Origin of the sequence: Brooklawnia propionicigenes (genome assembly GCF_030297015.1) — a bacterium.
Taxonomy (GTDB): Bacteria; Actinomycetota; Actinomycetes; order Propionibacteriales; family Propionibacteriaceae; genus Brooklawnia; species Brooklawnia propionicigenes.
Map to the genome: position 1 here is coordinate 2,988,109 of NZ_AP028056.1, position 19,795 is coordinate 3,007,903.

Below are 19,795 nucleotides of genomic sequence, written 5' to 3' on the forward strand. Positions count from 1 at the left end.
TGTCAGACGGTCATGGTTCCATGGATCTCATGATCGGTTCCGAGACCCCCACCCTGCGTCCCGCGCGACCGGTCCGCGAGCCCGGCCCGCTTACTGCCGGGCAGCGCTTGGTGGTGGCACAGGCCGCGCTGAAGGGTCCCGCGCTTTGCGTGGTGGGTGGGCCGGCGAGTGGCAAGACATCCGCCCTGGTTGCCGCCGTCGCAGCTCGGGTGAAGGAGGGTATCTCCTTGTCGCAGCTGGTTGTGTTGTCCGCCTCGCGCGGCCAGGCGCAGCAACTGCGGGCCCGCATCGTCGCCGCACTCGACACCACTCAACGGGGCCTGCAGATCACCACGGTGCACGGCTGGTGCCTGCAGCTGCTGCACCGTTTCGCCGAGACCGAACTCGGCATGCCGCGGCTGCTGAGCGCTCCCGAACAGGAATACCGGGTCCGGGAATTGTTAGCCGGTCGTGACCAATCAACGTGGCCGCAGGCGCTGTGGCCCGCGCTCGGCACCCGAGGCTTCGCCCGCCAGATCCGCGCGATCCTGGCCAGGGCGCGGCAATTGGGCTTCGATCCTGGCGATCTGGCCGCGGCCGGACAGGCAGCCGGGCGTCCCGAATGGGTCGCCGCCGCGGGCTTCTTCGGTGAATATCTCGACGTGCTGGACGCCGAGGGGGTGATCGACTACACCGAGCTGGTATTCCGGGCGCGGCTGCTGCTGGCCGACCCGGCGAACTCGGCGCTGCTGCCGCACAGCGCAGCCATGGTGTTCTGCGACGAGTTCGCCGAACTCGACCCGGGCATGATCAACCTGCTCGCCGACGCCCAACGCGCGGGTAGCCGGGTGATCGCCTTCGCCGATCCGGACACCGCCGTCTCCCGGTTTCGGGGCGCCGATCCCCGTGCGGTCAGCGATTTCGTCGGACGCTTCAGCTTGCCCGGTGCTCCCGCTCAGCTGCTCGGCTTCGATGAGGCACCGGCCACCGATCCACAGATCGCCCGCGCGTTGCGTGGTGTGGCGGCCCGGCTGCCCGCCCAGGGCATAGCCCGTCCACCCTTCACGGTGCGCGAAGATGAGTCGGCTGCGGTGCGGGCGGAGATCATCCCGGATGCGGCTGGCCAGGCGGAACGGATCGCCGACGTGCTGCGCAGCGCCCATGTGCACGACGATCTCGGGTGGCAGCAGATGGCTGTCATCTGCCCGGCCGGCGAACAGACCATCTCCTCGCTGGCCCGCCGGCTGTCCGCGGCGGGTATTCCCGTCCAGATCGCCGGAGATGAGGTGGCGCTGGCCGATGAACCGCCGGTGCGTCAGCTGCTGGTCCTGCTGCAGGGTGCCGCGGTGCTGGCCGACGCCGGTCAGCTCGATGCGGGGCAGGCTGCCCGGCTACTGCGCACTCCGCAGGGCGGGTTGGACGCGCTCGGGCTGCGCAGGCTCGCGCGCGAACTGCGGGCGCGAGCCGCGGCCGCCCACCCCGACGAGCTATTGCCGAGTTCGGGAGCACTGATCGCCGCCGAGCTGACCGGCCCGGTATTGGTCGACGGCGATCAGCCGGGGCTGTCTGCCGAACTGGACGCCCTGATCAGACTGCGCGGACTGTTGGGGGATCTGGTCGCTCTGGTCAACGAGGGCGCCGACACCTCGGCGCTGCTCTGGCATGCCTGGTCGGCCACCCCTTGGCCGCGGATACTGCAGGCGGAGGCGCTGCGCGGCGCCGAGAACTCGGCGCGGGCGCACCGTGACCTGGACGCTGTGGTGGCGCTGTTCGACCTGGCCGCCCGCCAGCTCAGCTGGCGGGGGGCAGCGGGAATCCGGGCACTGGTCGCCGAGATCCAGGCACGCCAGATCGCCGCAGACACCGCGCGGGAGTCCGATCCGCGGCGAGACAGCGTCGCGATCATCACGCCCTACCGCGCCAAGGGCCGGCAATGGGAGCTGGTCGTGCTCGCTGGCCTGCAGGAAGGACAGTGGCCGCGAATCAGTGAAGCGGGAGGATTGCTGCGTGCCGATCTGCTGGGCCCCGACGGCCTTCAGACGGCCGAAGGGGCCACCGCACAGATCGCCGCCGAGCGGCGTTCCTTCCTGCTGGCGGCCAGCCGGGCTCGGCGGCGGCTGATCGTCATCGCGATCGCCGACCCCACGGGCCAGACCGATGCGCCGTCGCGGTTCATCGGCGAACTCGGCGTCCGACCGGTGGCCTGCCGGCCGGAGATCATGCCGTCCACCCTGGAAGGCCTGGTCGCGCAGCTGCGCCGAACAGCAGCCGACAGCTCCGCCGGCCCTGGCCTGCGGCAGCGAGCCGCGTCCGAACTGGCCTGGCTGGCCACTCAACGCGACGAGCAGGGCCGACATCTGGTGCGCGGAGCGGATCCGCGCGAATGGTGGGGCCTGCGGCCGTTCAGCGATCCCGGACTTGCGGTCGCTGCCGAGCCCGAGCCGATCCGGTTGACCGGCAGCGCGGTGGAGTCGGTCCTGGCCTGCCCCCGGCAGTGGTTTCTCAGCGGACCGGCCAGCGGCCGCCCGGCCAAGGATGTGCGCGCGGTCTTCGGCACACTGGTGCATCAGCTGATCGCCGAATCGGTGCAGACCGGAGTGTTGGCGGCGGACCTGTCGGAGCGGCTGGCCGAGGTCTGGCCGCAACTGCCCTATGGGGCGCCGTGGTACACCCAGGCCCAGTACGATCAGGCGGTCGCCGCGCTTCGGCGCTACGACAGTTGGGCCTCCAGCAGCGATCACGCTCATCCGCTGGGCGTGGAAGTCCCATTTCGGCTGAGGCTGGAGCTGAACGGCCGCCAGGTGCTGGTCACCGGCACGGTGGACCGTCTCGAGGTCGATTCGTCCAACCGTCTCCGGGTCGTCGATTTCAAGACCAACGGCAGCGCCCGCAGCCAGGACGACGTCCTCCAGATGGATCAACTCGGCATCTACCAACTGGCCGTCCGCGAAGGCCAGTTCGACGACCTGACCGGAGGCGTCCGGCAGCTCGCCGACGCGCAGGCGGTCTACTTGAGGGTGGCGAAGGCAGACGGGCCAACCGTGCGCAGCCAGCCTCCCCTGGATTCGGAGGGCCAGACCTGGGTACATGAGCATCTGAGCGAGGCGGCCGAAATCATCGCGACCGAGGACTTCTACGCGAATGTGCAACCCGGCTGCCGCCATTGCGACTTCCGGCTCGGTTGCCCGGCGCAGGCCGTGGGCGGCGAGCAGCAGTGAGCGGCTATCTGCACTCGCCCGATGAGCTGGTTGAGCTGCTGGGCATTCCGTTCAGCAGCGAGCAGCTGACGGCGATCACCGCACCGCTCGCGCCGGGCGTGATCATCGCAGGAGCCGGCACCGGCAAGACGACAGTGATGGCGGCCCGGGTGGTCTGGCTGGTGGCCACCGGACAGCTGCGTCCCGATCAGGTGCTCGGACTCACCTTCACCCGCAAGGCGGCTCTCGAGCTGTCACAGCGAGTCGACGAGGCGCTGGTGAAGGCTGATCTGGTCGATCCCGATCACGTTGCCGACGAGGGACGCCAGCTGATCACCACCTACGACTCGTTCGCGTCCCGGCTGATCAGCGAGCACGGCCTGCGGATCGGCGTCGAAGCCGACCAGATACTGATCACCGGCGCCACCCGCTATCGGCTCGCCGCGCAGGCGGTGGCCGGTACCGGCGAAGCTCTGCCAGGGCTGTGCCAATGGCAGCCCGCAACGGTTGCCGACCGCCTGCTCAAGCTGGATGCCGAGTTGCGCAGTCATCTGGTCGACAGCGCTGAGGTCCTGGCCGAGGATCAGGCGTTCGCCCAGGAGCTGCAGGCGGTGAAACCCGGACGCGGTGGTCGTCCGACGGCCGCGGTGCGCACGGCGACCCGGACGACCGCCACCCGCGCAGAACTGCTCGGCTTGATCGATGATTATCGCCGGCTCAAGCATGATCGAGGCTTCACCGAGTTCGCCGACCAGATGGCGCAGGCCGTTCGCCTCTTGGATGCCTCCCCGGAAGTGACCCGGCAGCTGCGCGAGCGGTTCGGGGTGGTACTGCTCGACGAGTATCAGGACACCTCGGCAGCCCAGGCGCATCTGCTGCAGCGGCTGTTCTCCGGCCCGGATACTGCCCGGGGTCTCGGCTTCCCGGTGACCGCGGTCGGTGACCCGTTCCAGGCCATCTACGGCTGGCGGGGCGCCGCACCCAGCAATATCCTGCAGTTCTGCGATGATTTTCCCAATGCGGACGGCAGCCCCGCGGCCCGTTTCACTCTCAGCATCAACCGCCGCAGCAAGCCGGTCATTCTCGACCTCGCGAATCAGCTCGCCGAGCCGTTGCGCGCTGATCGGCGACTCCTGGGGGACGGAGTCAGCCCACAGCAGCGCCTGCTGCGCGCCCCCGACGACAGCCGCGGTGGCATCGTGCGGGCCGCGAGTTTCGACACCTGGCCGCAGGAGGTCGAATGGCTGGCCGATCAGGTGCTGGCGGCCAGGCGCACCGGGCAGGTCACCGACTGGTCACAGATCGCGGTGCTGACCCGGACGAACTCGCCCATCGGAGCGATCTTCGAAGCCTTGGTGAGCCGTGATGTTCCGGTCGAGATCGTCGGCCTGGGCGGTCTGCTGGAGGTGCCGGAGATCGCCGATGTGGTCGCCACGCTGCAGCTGATCGATGATGTCACCGCCAATCCAGAGGTGGTGCGGCTGCTGAGCGGGCCCAGATGGCGGATCGGGCCGCGTGATCTTGCGGTCGTGGGCAGTCGGGCTCGAGAGCTGCTGCGCGCTTCGCAGCCCCCCGGTCGTGCCGACGGTGGCGATGCCCTGGCCGACATCGGCGAGCAGTTCGAACCAGCCGCCCAGCTGTGTCTGATGGATGCGGTGGAGGACCTGGGCTCGGCGCCGGTCTCCGACGATGCCCGACGGCGGCTGGCGGCCTTCGCCACCGAGCTGCGCGATCTGCGCAGGCATCGCGACGAGCCGCTCCTCGAACTCGTGCACCGGGTGATCGACAGCAGCGGGATATCGCTGGAGCTGAGCGCGGATGTGGACCTGTTCAACTCCGGACGACGCCGCCAGCTCGAGCGGTTCGCCGACGCGGTGGGGGAGTACATCGACATCGACGGGGACGGCGCGCTCAGCGGCCTGCTCGCCTGGTTCCGGGTCGAACGCGAGGAGGGCCGCGGACTCGACCAGGCGGTTCCGAGCAGCGACGAATCGGTCAAACTGCTGACCGTGCACCGTTCCAAGGGACTGGAATGGGACCTGGTCTTCTTGCCCGGGCTGTGCGAGGGCACCTTCCCCAGCACCCAACCGGCCGACAACTGGACGACCCAGGCGGCCGTACTCCCGGCCGCACTGCGCGGCGACGCACCGTGGGTGCCGCAACTGGCCGAGGTGAGCAGCACCGAGTTGAGCAAGGTCTACCCGGGCGAGCTGAAAGCGGCCCAGCGGCAGGCCGAGGACCGGCTGATCTATGTCGGTGTCACCCGCGCGCGCAGCCAGCTGGTGGCCAGCTGTCATTACTGGTTCCCGGGCCGGAAAACGGCCAAGGCGCCCTCCGATTACTTCCGAACCCTGTGCGATGCCGGCAGCCACATCGACGTGGCGGCGCAGATGTCGGAAGCCAACCCACTACTGGGCGTCGAGTTGCGTCATCGCTGGCCCGTCCCGATCGACGAGGCGAAACTGGCGGCACTCAGCGAGGCCGCGCAGCAGGTGCGGCAGGCCCAGGAAACCGATCAGGCGGCGCTGGTCGCGGCCGACGCGGACGCGCAGCAGCATGGCGATGCGTGGCATGCCCTCGGCGAAATGCTCATTGCTGCCGAACACAAGCGGAGGCAGCCGCGCAGCGAGGTCACGTTGCCGGCCTCGGTCTCGGCGTCGGCCCTGATGATGGCCAACCGGGATCGGGCCGCGTTCGCTTCCCAGGTGCTGCGGCCGATGCCGCGTCCTGTCAGCCAGCGCACCAGCGTGGGCACCCGTTTCCACGAGTGGCTGGAGAAACGCTTCGACATGATCGGACTGCTCGACGACGACTTCGACTCCGAGCCGGAGGCCGAACCCGGAGGCACCGCGGACCAGCTCTTCCGGAGCCTGACCGACGCGTTCGAGCAGGGATGCTACGCGGAGCGCACGCCGGTGTGCATCGAGGAGCCGTTCATTCTGACGATTGGCGCCCAGCAGGTGCGTGGCCGGATAGACGCGGTCTTCGCGACCCCCGAGGACGACAGCCATGACTACCAGGTCGTCGACTGGAAGACCTCGAACGCCCCGGCCGACCCGCTGCAGCTGTCGATCTACCGGCTGGCCTGGGCGCGCAGCCTGCAGCTGCCCCTGGATCGGGTTGATGCGGTCTTTTACCATGTGCTGACCGACCGCGTCGAGGCTCCGCCGTTGCTCGATGAACGCGCAATGGGCACCCTGGTCGCCGATCTCGCCACACAGGCTAACCTCGACGCATGAGTCTCGATCGTCTGAATCTGTCGCCCTGGGATGGCCTGTCGCTGCTGAACCGGGAGGCCGAAGTCCGTGACCCGGAGTCCATCCGGAGTGCCTGGGCCGATGACTCGGCGCTGCTGCTGCAGCTCGATTTCGACTCGCAGTTCGTGCTGGATCCTTTCGGAATCCCAGCCGTCGGGGAACTGACCGATGACATCGCCTACCTCGGACGCATCGACGGCGTGCCCTGGTTCGCGCAGCGAGTCGAGGAACTCGACGGCGTCACGATCCGGGATTCGCGACTGACTGATCTCCAATATCAGGTAGTCAGCGCCGGATTGGCGGTGCTCAATTGGATTGGCAATACGCGCTTCTGCACGATGTGCGGCGGGCAGCTGCGGCGCACTCACGGCGGTTTCGCCGCGGTCTGCTCGATGTGCGGGCGCGAGCATTTTCCGCGCACGGATCCGGCCATCATCGTCGCTGTGCTCGACCCGGCCGACCGGATCTTCCTGGCTCATCAGACGACCTGGGCGCAACACCGGGTGTCGATCCTCGCGGGCTTCATCGAGGCGGGGGAGAGCGCCGAGAACGCGCTCTACCGCGAGGTCGCCGAAGAGGCGAAGCTCCAGATCGATGCCTACCGGTTCCTCGGTTCACAACCGTGGCCGTTCTCCCGCTCGCTCATGCTTGCCTATGTGGCCCGCAGCCATTCGACCGGCCGGGTCGACCAGGTCGAGCTGGAGTGGGGCAACTGGTACAGCCGGGCTGAGGTGGACGCCGGACTGGCCGCCGGCAAGCTCATTCTGCCCGGTCCGGGCTCGATCGCAGCCCATGTCATCGGCGCCTGGCGCAACCGGACGTTGCCCGCGCCCGAGGGCTAGACGCGGCCCCCCAGGCCGGTCGCCCGCCGGGCCGCGGTAGTGACCGCCTGCCTGATCGCCTCGGCGGTGCCGACGATCCGCACCCGCTGCCGCGCCCTGGTGACCGCGGTGTAGAAGAGCTCCCGGGTGAGCAGCGGCGACTCGGCCGAGGGCAGCACCACGGTGACCGCGTCGTACTCGCTGCCCTGCGACTTGTGCACGGTCATCGCGTGCATCGTTTCGCTGGAGTCCAGCAGCCACGGCGAGCGCAGCCGCGGGTTGTCCCCGCTCGACAGGGCCACCTGAATCTGGCCGTCGATCCGCACGACCACGCCGGTGTCCCCATTGGAGATCTGCAGGTCGGGGGCATTGCGGGTGATCAGCACCGGCCGGCCCAGATACCACTCGCCCTCGCGTCCGTATCCGAGGATCGCCCGTCGCAGTTCGGCCTCGGCCGCACGCGACCAGCCGCCCACCCCGTAGCGTCCCTGCCGGTGCGCACACAGTACGCGGTGGGCATCCATCGCACTGAGCGCCTGCACGGCATCCCCGGCGCGAGCCGCACTCACCATGGCCCGCCCCTGCGTGACCACATCCGCGGTCAAGGGATTGAGGGTCTCGACCAGCACAGGATCGGGATCGGTCTGGGCCCAGGTCAGCCCGTCGGGAGCCGACGCCAGCAGGTCCAGCACGTCATCGGCCCGGGACGCCAAGATGGCGTCGGCAAGGTGCTGGATCGGGCCCGCGAACCGGTGCGAGTGAGTGAGCACCGTGATGGCGCTGCGCGGCGATCCGCCGGCCGCAGGCAGGCCGGCGCTGACGATGTCGGCGAGCACCGCACCCGCGTCCACCGAGGACAGCTGATGCGGGTCACCGACCATGACCAGCCGCGTGCCGGGGCGCAACGCGGCCATCAGCGCCGCCATCAGATCAAGCGAGACCATCGACATCTCATCGATGATCAGCAGATCGTGCGGCAGCGGATTGCCGGCGTCACGTGTCATGCGTCCGCCTGGACGGGCCCCCAACAGCGCATGCAGGGTGGTGGCCGGCTGCACCTGAAGATGCTTCCAGACCGCACCGTCCCGGTCGGAGCCGCTCAGCGACGCGTCCAGGGACTGCTGCATACGGGCCGCGGCCTTGCCGGTGAACGAGGCCAGCGCGACGCTGGTGCGGTGGGTCACCAGATCGTCCAGGACGCGCAGCAACCCGGCGATGGTGGTGGTCTTGCCGGTCCCCGGACCGCCCGCGATGACGCTGGTCCAGGTGCTCACCGAGGTGTCAACGGCGGCGCATTGGTCTGCGGTCAGTTCCTGAGCGGCGGATCGCTGCCGCGAGACCCGCATCACGGCGTCGGCGACGGCTTGCCGGTCGAGGGCCGGCGGCGGCAGGGCGATGCGCTGCGCCAGTGCCGTGCGGACAGCTTCCTCGGATTGCCAGTTGCGTTCCAGATAGAGCCGGTGGCCGATCAACCGGAGCGGGCGCTGATTCGCCGCGGCCTCCGCGCCGACCACCACCAATGGCGACTCGGCGAGCAGCAGCTGCCACCCCGCCGGGTCGGGCCACGGTAGCTCGCCGGCCACCGAGTGAGGCTCGTCCAGCGGTAGGCAGACCGACCCGGAGTCCTGTGCACGCAGGCACAGCGCCACAGCCAGCAACACCTCGTCGCGACATTCCCCGGTCAACCACGACAATGTGCGGGCCAGGTGCACCCCACTGGCCGAGATCAAGCCGGCGGCCGCGAACTCGGCGAGCAACCCGGTGGCGACCACCGGAACCTCGAACACTTCGTCGGTCATCGTTCACCCCCGGCCAGCACCGTGGACGCCGCCACGATCATCTCGGCGGGCGGCAACCAGGTGAAGACTCCGCTCGGCATGGTGCCCAGCATCGGATTGCCGGCCCCACCCATGCCACGGACGAACAGATACCCGATCCCACCCAGATGCACGCGGGGGTCGTAGCCCGGCAGCCGCCAGCCCAGATAGCGATGCAACGCGACGGCGTAGAGCAGCGCCTGCAGCGGATAATGCGCCTGACACATGGCATCGGCCATGGCATCAGGGCCGAATCGGGCCAGCCGGTTGGTCTTGTAGTCGAGGATGACATAGCGATCGGGGTCTCCGGGCACCTGGAGCACGACATCGATCGAGCCGGTGAGGAATCCTGCGAGGGTGGTACCTGCCGCGGCGGATTCGGACAGTAGCGCGCCGTAGCGCTGCAGGGGATCGCCGGGCTCGAGCATCGTCTCGAAGCAACGCGCGAGGTCGGCCACCTGCGACCGGCGGCCGACCGGACCGCCCAGGGGCAGTTCGAAGTCGAGTTCGGCCAGCCGCCGGGCCGCCCCGAGGTCGCGCAGCGTCCGATCACCGGTCAGTTTCCCCAGCGGTGTGCTGACGAGCTGAGCCAAGCCCGTTGTCAGCGCGGATACGTCCAGGCCGGTCAGCGGATAACGAACGGCCAGCCGCCGCACACTGGCGCCCAGATCGGCCTCCAACTGCGCGCTGGCGGGGTCGACATCCTCCAGAACGGCATGGACCAGACTGCCGAACTGCGTACCGCCGGGAAGCTCGGCCAGCGCGGACAGGGCCTGCTGATCCTGCTCCACAACGGCGGACAGCTCGGACACCTCGAGATCGTCATCGCCCGCCACGTCGACCTCGTCGAAGCCCGCAACCGATCCGGGCAGCGGCCCCACCTCGTGGATGCCGGTGGTCAGACCGGTGTAGGAGGTGCGCGTCCACGCCCGGTCGATGTGGTCGGCGAAGCGGCGGGCTTCGAGCAGTCCGGCAAAGCTGGTATCGCGCGGCGCAACGCCGGCTCGCTTGGCGATCTGCTCCGGATCGACGACCGTCACACTCACCCCGGGCGGACGACGCAGTTCGCTGGCAGGTTCAACAGGAACCTCGGATCGGGGCGCAGCATGCCAGCGGTCGTTCATCAGCAGCCGGTGCAATGGGGAACAGACCGCGTTCTGGGTGGGGGCCCACCAGCAGATGAGCAGCGACTGCGCCCGGGTGCAGGCGACATAGAAGGCCCGCAGCGATTCGGCGAGGTCTTCGGCCTGATAGCCCTCGATGCGCCCGGCACGGCCGCGTGGAGAATCAACATCCAGCACCCGCTCGCCGTCCTGGTGACCGACGACGGGCTCGTCGCGATCATCGACCTGCGCGGTGTACTTGTCGGCGGCCTGCGGCAGCAGCACGATCGGGAACTGCAATCCCTTTGCCTTGTGAACCGTCATCACCCGGATCGCGGGCCGGTCCGTGGGCAGCCGGCGGGCCCGCTCGTCCTCGTCCATCGTGTCGGCCTGTTCGATGCTGCGCCGTAAGAACTCGGTCAGCGCCGAGGACGTAAGCCGCTGGTCGGACTGGGCTTGGTTGAGCAACTCGGTGATGTGCCGCAGATCGCTGGTCAGTTCCTCGCCGCCGGGAGATCGCAGCAGCCGGGCGTAGAGATCGCGTTCGGCTACCAGGGTCTCGAAGACGGCAGCCACGCCCTGGTCGGTCAGCCGCCTTGCGCATCGGGTCAGCAGCGCGCTCATCTCGACCAGGTCGTCGTCGGACGCCGAGGCGATATCGGCGCTGGTCCACCCGATCAGACTGGTCAGCATGGCGCGCCGCTGGTGCCAGCGGTCCGGATTCTCCAGCGCCTGCAACACGATCAGCCAGTCGGCCGCGGCCTGGGAGGTGAACACGCTGCGTTCCCCGGTGAACACGGCGGAGTATCCGCCGGCGGTGAGACGGGCATGGATGAGCCGGCCCACCTTGTTGGTGCTCACCAGCACCGCGATGTCGTCGGAGCGCACCGGACGCCAACGCCCACCCGGCTCACGCAGCTGGTGGCTGCCATCCAGCAGCTGCCCGACCTGGCCGAGCAGGTCGGCCGCGATGAGTTCGCGGGCCGGGAAGGTCTTGATCGGTTGCCCCGGGTCGATGGCGCGCACCCGCACGACCTCAGCCGGCTCCAGCGATCCTTCCCGGCGGATTCGCGGCTGCTGCTGGGCCGTGGCGACTCGCTCGAGTTCGATTCGGACACCCGGGGAACCGAGGTCGACCGGACCGAAGAGGTTCTCGATGCCACGCACCACCTCGGCATCCGAACGGTAGTTGGTGGCCAGCCTCAGGACACGCTCGGCCTGGCCGCGGGCCTGATGGTAGGTCTCGATGTCGCCCCCGCGGAAGCGGTAGATCGCCTGCTTGGGGTCGCCGATCAACATGAGCGTGGAGCGGCCGGCGAAGCCTGCCTCGAGGAAGGCCCACTGAGCCGGATCGGTGTCCTGGAACTCGTCCACCAGCACGACCGAGAACCGTTCACTGAGCAGTTGGGCGGCCGCCTGCCCGCTGACCGGATCGGTGAGCACCGCAGACAGCCGCATGATCATGTCGTCGTATCCGAAGACCCGGCGCGAGCGCTTCCGGGCGTCGAGCATCTCGCGAACCGCCGTCGCGAAACCCACCCGTACAGCGCCGGAGTCATCGGGCGGGTAGAGACGCTCGGCCGGGTGTGCAGCTGCCTGCTGGCCGATCGCGTGAGCGGTCTGCCAGCCGAGGCACTGCCAGCGCTCCTCTCCGAGGTAGCTGTCGGAGATCACCTCCTCGACCAGCACGCACGGGTCGGTCTCCAAGACGGTGGCCTCATCATGGTCGGCCAGCACGCCCAGCTCATCGAGCATCCGCGCAGCGAAGGTGTGCAGTGTGAAGATCGGGGCGGCGTCGACCAGGCCGATCGCCTCGTCCAGCCGGTCGGCACGCAGCCTGGCGATCGCAGGATCGGTATCGCACAACAAGACCGCGACCCGATCGGAGCTGTCCAGCCTGCCGTCGCGCAACCAGCCATCGATCGCCAGCTTGCCGGCGATGAGCCGGGTGCGAATGCCGTCGCGCAGTTCACTGGTGGCTCGGCGGGAGAAGGTGACTGCCAGGATCTGGTCGAGGGGCAGGCCGTCGGCCACGTAGCGGGTGACCAGCGCGGCGATGGCATAGGTTTTGCCGGTGCCTGCGCTGGCTTCCAGGACGATCGTGGTGCCGGGGGCGGGCAACGGCTGGTCGAGCCGGAAGATCTCATTCATCGCAGTCCGTCCCGCCCGGACGCCAGGGATTCAGATGATCCTTGATGGGCGCGATCACCTGGTCGCACAACTGCTCGAACCTGCCCGGCCGCGCGGCGTGCAGTTCATCGAAGTCTGCGAAGAAGTACTGCCAGTTGGCGTCCTCGTCCGCGTACGCCTGGTGGGCACGGCTGAGTGGTTCACCGGATTTCCAGTTGAGCAGATCGGTGTATGCGGCGCCGGTGCGCAACGGCAGGGGCAGGATCTGATGCAGGCCTTCGGCGCGTACTGCGACGAGATCGCTCAGCAACTGACGGGCCTGCGACGCCGGTGGGGCAGTGAGCTGATAGCAGCGTTTGCCGATCAGTAGCCCGCCCACCTGGGCCAGGTCGGGGCCAGGGTCTGCTGCTGCCAACAGAAGCCTGATCCAGCAGGTCAGCGCGTCATCAGGCTTGGGAAAGCCGAATCTCTTGACCACTACTCGGCGGTCGAACAGTTGAATGCGGCCCTGTAACCGGACCGCAGGCAAGTCCAGCTGGCAGTCCGCCAGGAATGGCTCGCCCGCGTGGGCGGCGCGCACCGATCGGGCAACGATCTGCGCGTCGGCCAGTTGGCTATCGAGCACCCGGGCGCCTGCTTGTCCGGGCAGGACCTGACCCGACAGCCAGACCTTGCGGCGGGTCAGGTCGGCGTCGTGGCCGGCGCTGAGCGCCTCGAACAGCTCGTTGCCGACCGACCACACGGCCAGATGGTCGGGGGCGATCGGCAGGCTGGTCTGCAATTCGCGTTCGAAGGACGACAGGGTCGTGCCGGTCGCCTCGCGCAACAGCGTCCGGGCAGGGTTGACGAAGAAGGCGATGAGCTGTTCGACATCGACCTCGGTTGGCGCTGCGGCCGGATGGTGCAGCTGCCAGTGCGGGACGCCCGGGGCCGGCGGGGTCTGCAACGCGCATGCCCCGAGCAAACCCTGACGGTCGAAACTGGACACCTGTTCATCCCCGCTGATGGTGAAATCCTGCCAGCCATGTGGATGCAGCGGATGCCACCGCACCAAGGCATCCCCTGGCAGTGCATCGCTGCCGGGTGCCCGCCACTGCCCGGATGGTCCTTGAATCGCGCAGGCCTCCATCAGCTCGGCGATGCAGACGGGCACGGGGCGCACCGACCCGGACGACTGGTCGGCTCCCTGGGTGATGACCACCAAGGCGTCCTGTGCAGCCAACACGGCATCGAGCAGCCGCTGGCGGCGCACCGCCCGACGATCAGTGGTCCAGTGGGCGGCGCGCCGGCCCGGAGCACGAAGCAGATCGTCGCCGTCGAAACCGGCCGGCCCCGGAAAATGCGCGTCGTCGAGGCCCAGAACACAGATCACCCGGGCCTCGATGCCGGCCAGATCGTCGAGGTCGGTCACCAGCAGCGAGCCGTTGCCGTAGTTGGGGCGGCGACTGGCCGAGTGGCGCCTCGAATCCAACCAGCAGGCGATGTCGCCGATATCGAGTAGACCCCGGCGTCCGGCCGCCTGCTCGCCGAGATCGGCAAGTTCACCGAGCGCGTGGCTGAGCTGCCAACTGTCCTCGAATTCGGTGGAGGTGAGCAATTCGATGGCCTCGCGCAGCCTGTCGACCCAGACTTGGGCTGGCGCGGCGGTAGCGAACGGCTGGCTGATCTTGCGCACCCGGGAGATCAGCTCGGCGAGCTGGCCGATCAGCTCGGCGTCCGAGCCCTGCACCTGAGCCAGCGGCGCCGAGGTACCCAGCACCACGGGCGGTTCGTCGGCCAGGGCGAGGCTGATCAACATCCGCTGAACACCGGCCAGCCAGGTCGACTGCCTGATCGCCAGGCCGTTGCGGCGCCGCTGCTCCGCGTCCACCCCCCAACGGATCTGGGCGGCCGCGATCAACTCGCGCAGCCGCTCGATATCGTCGGCGTCGAATCCGAAACGATGCGCGACCGGCGGCAGCTGACAGAAATCCAGCAGGTCGACGCTGGTGGCCCGTTCCGTATAGAGGCTCAGCAGTTCGGCCAGCACCGCCAGCACCGGGTTGAACGAACTCACCGAGCTGTGTGCCAGCTGGACGCGCAGCCGGTGCCCAGGGTGGAAACCGGCTCCGGGATCCAGGCAGAACGATGCTTCGACCAGCGGCGCATACTCGGCGATGCTGGTGCACAGCACCACGACATCGCGGGGCTGCAGGCTGGGATCGTCGGTGAACAACCCGCACAGGGCGTCGCGCAGGACCTCGACCTGGCGGTCGGGGCCGTGACAGGCATGGATCTGCAGTGATTGATCGGCGAACTGTCGCGGTGCAGCGGGCAGGTCGCGCCGCAGCTCGTACTGCACCTGATGCAGCAGGCTGCCCGAGCGCGGCGCGCCGGCCGGCGCGCTGTCGCCCGGCATATTGTCGCCCGGCCGGCGGCTGGCATGATGACGCAAGAACGCCGAACCGGCCCGGGTGGTGTCGACCGGGATTCCTTCGGCGCAGATCAGGTGCACCTCATGATGGTGGCCGAGCGCGTCGATGAGATCACGGCCGGCATCGTCCGGGTCGTCCAGCGCCACCAGGACGATCCGACGCGGTAGCTCACGATCCGGACCAGCGGCCAGCTCGTCGAGTCGTTGCCGGTAGTGCTCGGCCGGATCGCCGCCCAACAAGGCTCGCACGGCCCGCCACAGGTCGGGTTGCCACAGCTGAGCCGGGGCCAGCGGCTGGCCGTCAGGATCGGTGTTGTGACCGTCGCGCCATGCGGACACCATCTGCGGAGCCTGGGCGGCATAGCGGCGCAGCACTCGAGCCAGCCGCTGTGCGGTCGCGTAGCGGCGACCCGGGCGGCTGCCCGGCGCACCCAGGTGACGCCGGAGGGGGGCCAACGCCTCGGCGTGGGCCGGATCGTCCAGCACGTCGCAGATGGCCAGCGTCAACGTCTCGCCCTGCCAGGTATCGCCACGGAACCGCTCGATGAACACCCGCCAGGTCACCAGTTCGATGCCGGCAGAAATCTGCGGGCCACCGGGGCGGCCGGCCAGGTACTGGGAAAACGACCGCCGATGGGCTGCTGAGGGCAGCACCACGAGATCGGCGGCCAGTGGTCCGGCGGGGATGGACTGCAGGAGCTTCGCCGCGTGCTCACAGGCCTCGCGCCATCCGGTGACCGGTACTTTCTCAATCATCGAAACTCACCTTAGAACCCAGCTGTGACATTTCGTGGCTCGTTGCGCTGCCGCGGTCCAGGTCAGAAGAGGTCGTCACTTTTGTCACTGCCACCGCCTACAGTGAATCGGCGTGAGTACCGAAGCAACGCTGGCAGCGCGCGTCCTGGAGGATCTGGACGCGGAGCAGCGGGCGGTGGCGACCAGCTTCGGGTGTCCCGTCGTGGTGCTCGCAGGCGCAGGGACCGGCAAGACCCGGGCCATCACGCACCGGATCGCCTACGGTGCGGCCAGTGGGGTGCTGGAGGCCAGGCGCACCTTGGCGGTCACCTTCACCAGCAAGGCGGCCACCGAGTTGCGCCGCCGGCTGACCCAACTCGGCGTGCCGCGAGTGCAGGCGCGCACCTTCCATGCTGCCGCATTGCGCCAGATCAGCTACTTCTGGCCGCGGGTCTATGGCGTCGAGCTGCCACCGGTGGCCAACGGCAACTTCGGCATCATTGCGGAAGCTGCGCGTGCCGTGCCGATCAGCGTCGAGACGCCGTTGTTGCGTGACCTTGCGGCCGAGATCAGCTGGGCGAAGGTCTCGAACGTGCCACCCGATCGATACAGCGACCTCGCCCCACAGGCCGGGCGCGAGGTCGGAGGGTTGGATGCCGACCAGGTCGCGTCGGTTCTGGTGCGCTACGAGCAGGTGAAGAAGCACCAGGGGGTCATCGATTTCGACGACATCCTGCTGTGTGCGATAGCCCTGTTGCATGAGCATCCCGAAGTCGCCGACCAGGTCCGCGACCAGTACCGGCACTTCGTCGTGGACGAGTACCAAGACGTCAGTCCGATTCAGCGCACCATGCTGGAACTGTGGCTGGGCGACCGCGAGGACATCTGTGTGGTGGGTGACCCCAACCAGGCGATTCATACCTTCGCCGGCGCTCAACCGGCTTATCTGACCACCTTCGGCCGCGACCATCCCGGTGCGCTGACCCTCAGGCTGCGCACCAACTACCGTTCAACCCCTCAGGTGCTGACGGTGGCGAATGCGCTGATCGGTTCCGGCGCCGGGCTTCGGGCCACCCGCGATGGGGGTCCCGCGGTCCAGGTCGTCGCGGCCGCCGACGAGCAGACCGAAGCCGCCGACGCCGTCTCCTGGCTGGTCGCCCAACATCACCGTGGGCTGGCATGGCGACAGCTTGCGGTGCTGTACCGGATCAACGCCCAATCCGAGGTCCTTGCCGGCGAACTGCGAGCGGCCAAGGTGCCCTTCGTGCTGCGCGATGCCGAGCATCAGGACCCGTCCGACGATGCCGTGACGTTGTCGACGATTCATTCGGCCAAGGGTCTGGAGTGGGAGGCGGTCGCGATGATCGGATTGTCGGACGGGCTGTTGCCGTTCGTCCTGGCCGATACCGCCGCAGCGATCGCTGAGGAGAAGCGCCTGCTCTATGTGGGCTTGACCAGGGCGAGAACCGAACTGAGGTTGTCCTGGGCTCGGACCGGGGGACATGGCCGCGGAATGCGCGAGCCGTCCCGCTTCCTGCGCACTGCTGGGTTGGTCGAGCGCGGGGTGGTTACCTCGGACATGCCGCAGCAGGGCTCACGCTTTCGCAAGCCGCGAGCGCTGCCGGCGTGTCATGTCTGCGGGGAGGCCTTGAGTGATGCTGTCGAGATCAAGCTCGGACGCCATGAGGGTTGCCCGGCGAGGCTTGATGTGGAGCTTCTGGATGCGCTGCATCAATGGCGGAGCGTGCAAGCGCAGAACCAGTCGGTGCCGGCATTCGTCGTATTCACCGACGCGACACTACGTGCGCTCGCTGAACAGAAGCCGGTAGACCCGGCCGATTTGATGAAGATCCCCGGCATCGGACGGGTCAAATGCGAGTGCTACGGTAACCAACTGATCGAAGTGATCGCCCATCATGCGTCGGTCTAGCCCAATGCCGGGAACCCCACGGACTTCAGGCCCTACCCAGGATGCGGTTCAGGTTGGTGCTGCACACCGGGCACTTCGCTTTGGCCATCTTGGTGCCCTTGTCGTTCACCACGACGATTCCCTTGGCCTCGCGCTTCTCCTTGCACTTCACGCAGTAGAACTCGCCTTCGTAGGTTTCCTCAGCCACTGTTGTCTCCTTAGTTTGGGGGCCGGGTTACAGGCCACTGACGCCGATATTAGCCGTCGCCGGTATCGGTCGCAGCCAGTCGCCCGGCCGCGAAACCGGGAGATCCACGCGGGAAACGCTCATCCGGCAGGCCGTTGGTCTCGGCTGATGCGCGAGAGAGCCCCCGGAGCCGAATCTCATGCCTTCCCCTGCACGGATTCGATCGCCGGAGGCTCTACAGGCAAGCTAGTGCCCTGCGGGCACCACCGTCAAGACGGACAGGAGTGAGCGATGCCGAGCTTTCAACAGAGTCCACCGGCAGCTGAGGCCTTGCCCACGGCCGCATTGCGCCTGCCACCGCTACCCGATGGTCTGGCCGGAGTGAGGGTGCGACGCAGCACACGCCGCCGCAAGACGGTTTCGGCGCGTCTGGAGGCGGGCGAGATCATCGTCTTCCTGCCTTGCGGGCTATCCACGTCCCAAGAGCAGGAGTGGGTGAACCGGATGGTGGAGCGCGTGGTGACCAAGCGAGCGCGCCCAGCCCGTTCGGACGAGGAGCTGGCCCGCCGGGCCGACGAGATCGCCACCCGCTACCTCGACGTGCCTGCCGGATGCGAGTTGCGGGCCTCATCGGTGCGTTGGGTGACCAATATGAACCATCGGGGGGGATCGTGCAGCGTCGATACCGGGGCGATCCGGCTGAGTGACCGGCTAAGGCAGATGCCCGACTGGGTGGTCGGCTACGTGCTCGCCCACGAGCTGGCCCACCTCAAATATGCCGGGCATGGCCCGAAGTTCTGGGCCCTGGTCAAGCACTATCCGCAGGCCGAGCGTGCCGGCGGCTACCTGGACGGTTGGAGCGCCGCCCGCTCGTCCACACCGGGCAGCTAGTCGTCGGCGTTCCCCGACTCGTCGCGGCGTTCCCGCTCGGCCTGCTCCAGCAGCTGCGCCAACTCCACGTCCATCTCGTCGCCGGCGGCCGTGTCCTGGTCCGGGGCGAGCAGCCGCAGCGGGTCGTCCAAGTCGTCGGCGCTGGGCATGAGATCGGGATGCGCCCACACGGCGTCCCGCCCGGCCACGCCGCGCTCACGGGTGAGTCCCGCCCACAGGTTGGCGGCATCGCGGATCCTGCGGGGAGCCAGCTCCAGACCCACCAGCGCGGAAAACAGCTGCTGAGCAGGACTGTTGGTGGCCCGACGGCGCCGGACGACCTCGGACAGCGCATTCGCGGCGTGCGGCATCCACCTGCTCACCGTGGTCGCGGTCACTTCGTCCACCCATCCCTCGACCAGCGCCAGCAGCGTCTCCAGCCGCGCCAGGATCTCGAGTTGGAGATCGGACTGGGTGGGGGAGAACAGCCGGCCCTGCAACTGCTCGCTGAGTTCCGCGAGGCGTTCGGGAGTCAAGGAGCTGAGATCGCTGACTTCGATCGTCGAGGTGATGGCGCCGACATCGATGGTGATCTCGCGAGCGTAGTGCTCCAGCAGGGCCAGCATCTGCGGGACGAGCCAGCCGACGTGGGCGAACAGTCGTTGCCGGGCGCCTTCGCGGACCGCAAGATAGATGCGCACATCGTTGTCGGAGATGCCCAGTCCTGAGCTGAAGCCGCTGACGTTGGTGGGCAGCAGCACCACCTGCGGCGCCGGCAGCAACTGCATGCCGATCTCGCTGCCCGAAACGATCACGCCGGAGATCTTGCCCATGGCCTGCGCAAGCTGGGCGGTGTACATCGCACCAGCCGAGGTGCGCAGCATGGGAGCCATCATCGCGCCGAACTGACCGAGTTCGGCGGGTACCCCTTCGGCCGAGGAGAACTGCTCACCGAACGAGGTGGCCAGAGCGTCCGCGATGCGCGTCACGATCGGTTCGGCGATGGTGCGCCAGGCACCCATGGTGTTCTCGACCCATTCGGCCCGGCTCCACGCGGCGGCCGGACGAGTGAGTGCATCGAAGCTGACATGTTGATCCAGCCACAGGCTGGCAAGCCGATCCGCCTCCGCGACATCGTGCTGATCCCGCTGGCTGGGCGCCGGGTCCGGGCCGAGCGATGCCGCCACATGGCGCGCCGTCGCCTTGGCGTAACTCCAATCGATGCCCTTGCCGTCGCTGGTGCCGGCCATGGACGCCATCGCCTGCTGCAACTGGGCGATCAGCTTGTTGAAGTCGAAATCATCGCCGGAGCCGCCGAACTGGGCGAACCAATTGGCCATGTCGTCGTTCATCGCTCACCATCGTTCCTGGTTCTTG

The 19,795-nt window shown here is 68.3% G+C and carries 10 protein-coding genes; 5 read left to right on the forward strand and 5 right to left on the reverse strand.

The genetic code is table 11. The features are described 5' to 3' along the window. Positions 1-29: 29 nt before the first annotated feature. From QUE25_RS13760 to nudC, 3 genes are read left to right on the forward strand one after another with little or no spacing between them, the layout of a single operon-like run. Positions 30-3,197 (forward strand): ATP-dependent DNA helicase, encoded by a 3,168-nt coding sequence (locus QUE25_RS13760; RefSeq protein WP_286265972.1) that lies wholly within the window; start codon positions 30-32, stop codon positions 3,195-3,197. Further along, entirely contained in the window at positions 3,194-6,415 is a 3,222-nt protein-coding gene (locus tag QUE25_RS13765; RefSeq protein WP_286265974.1) for an ATP-dependent helicase, read from the forward strand. The genes QUE25_RS13760 and QUE25_RS13765 overlap by 4 nt, the downstream gene beginning before the upstream one ends. Next, positions 6,412-7,275, forward strand: coding sequence for an NAD(+) diphosphatase (gene nudC / locus QUE25_RS13770; protein ID WP_286265976.1), 864 nt, complete (start codon positions 6,412-6,414; stop codon positions 7,273-7,275). Before QUE25_RS13765 ends, nudC begins: the two co-directional genes overlap by 4 nt. Here nudC and recD read toward each other — a convergent pair. Genes recD through QUE25_RS13785 form a run of 3 tightly spaced genes read right to left on the reverse strand, consistent with a single transcriptional unit; the run spans position 7,272 to position 15,473 of the window. Then, on the reverse strand, positions 7,272-9,053 hold the full coding sequence (gene recD, locus QUE25_RS13775) for an exodeoxyribonuclease V subunit alpha (RefSeq protein WP_286265979.1): 1,782 nt from the start codon (positions 9,051-9,053) through the stop codon (positions 7,272-7,274). The genes nudC and recD overlap by 4 nt on opposite strands. Continuing rightward, positions 9,050-12,325 (reverse strand): UvrD-helicase domain-containing protein, encoded by a 3,276-nt coding sequence (locus tag QUE25_RS13780; protein ID WP_286265982.1) that lies wholly within the window; start codon positions 12,323-12,325, stop codon positions 9,050-9,052. The genes recD and QUE25_RS13780 overlap by 4 nt, the downstream gene beginning before the upstream one ends. Then, positions 12,318-15,473: an exodeoxyribonuclease V subunit gamma gene (locus QUE25_RS13785; protein WP_286265984.1), complete on the reverse strand. Its 3,156-nt coding sequence runs from the start codon at positions 15,471-15,473 to the stop codon at positions 12,318-12,320. The genes QUE25_RS13780 and QUE25_RS13785 overlap by 8 nt, the downstream gene beginning before the upstream one ends. Before the next feature lie 112 nt (positions 15,474-15,585). On the opposite strand from QUE25_RS13785, the gene QUE25_RS13790 reads away from it, so the two are divergent. Next, a complete protein-coding gene (locus QUE25_RS13790) occupies positions 15,586-17,382 on the forward strand; it encodes an ATP-dependent DNA helicase UvrD2 (protein WP_286265986.1) in 1,797 nt (598 codons plus the stop codon). A 25-nt stretch (positions 17,383-17,407) separates the two neighbouring features. On the opposite strand, the gene QUE25_RS13795 is transcribed toward QUE25_RS13790, so the two are convergent. After that, the gene (locus QUE25_RS13795) at positions 17,408-17,569 is read right to left on the reverse strand and encodes a DUF5679 domain-containing protein (protein ID WP_286265988.1); all 162 of its coding nucleotides are present in this window, start codon (positions 17,567-17,569) and stop codon (positions 17,408-17,410) included. Between the two features lie 270 nt (positions 17,570-17,839). Here QUE25_RS13795 and QUE25_RS13800 point away from each other — a divergent pair, with 270 nt between their 5' ends. Then, positions 17,840-18,439, forward strand: a complete 600-nt coding sequence (locus QUE25_RS13800; RefSeq protein ID WP_286265990.1) for a M48 metallopeptidase family protein — start codon at positions 17,840-17,842, stop codon at positions 18,437-18,439. Here QUE25_RS13800 and QUE25_RS13805 read toward each other — a convergent pair. Beyond that, entirely contained in the window at positions 18,436-19,770 is a 1,335-nt protein-coding gene (locus QUE25_RS13805) for a zinc-dependent metalloprotease (protein WP_286265992.1), read from the reverse strand. The genes QUE25_RS13800 and QUE25_RS13805 overlap by 4 nt on opposite strands. Positions 19,771-19,795: the final 25 nt, after the last annotated feature.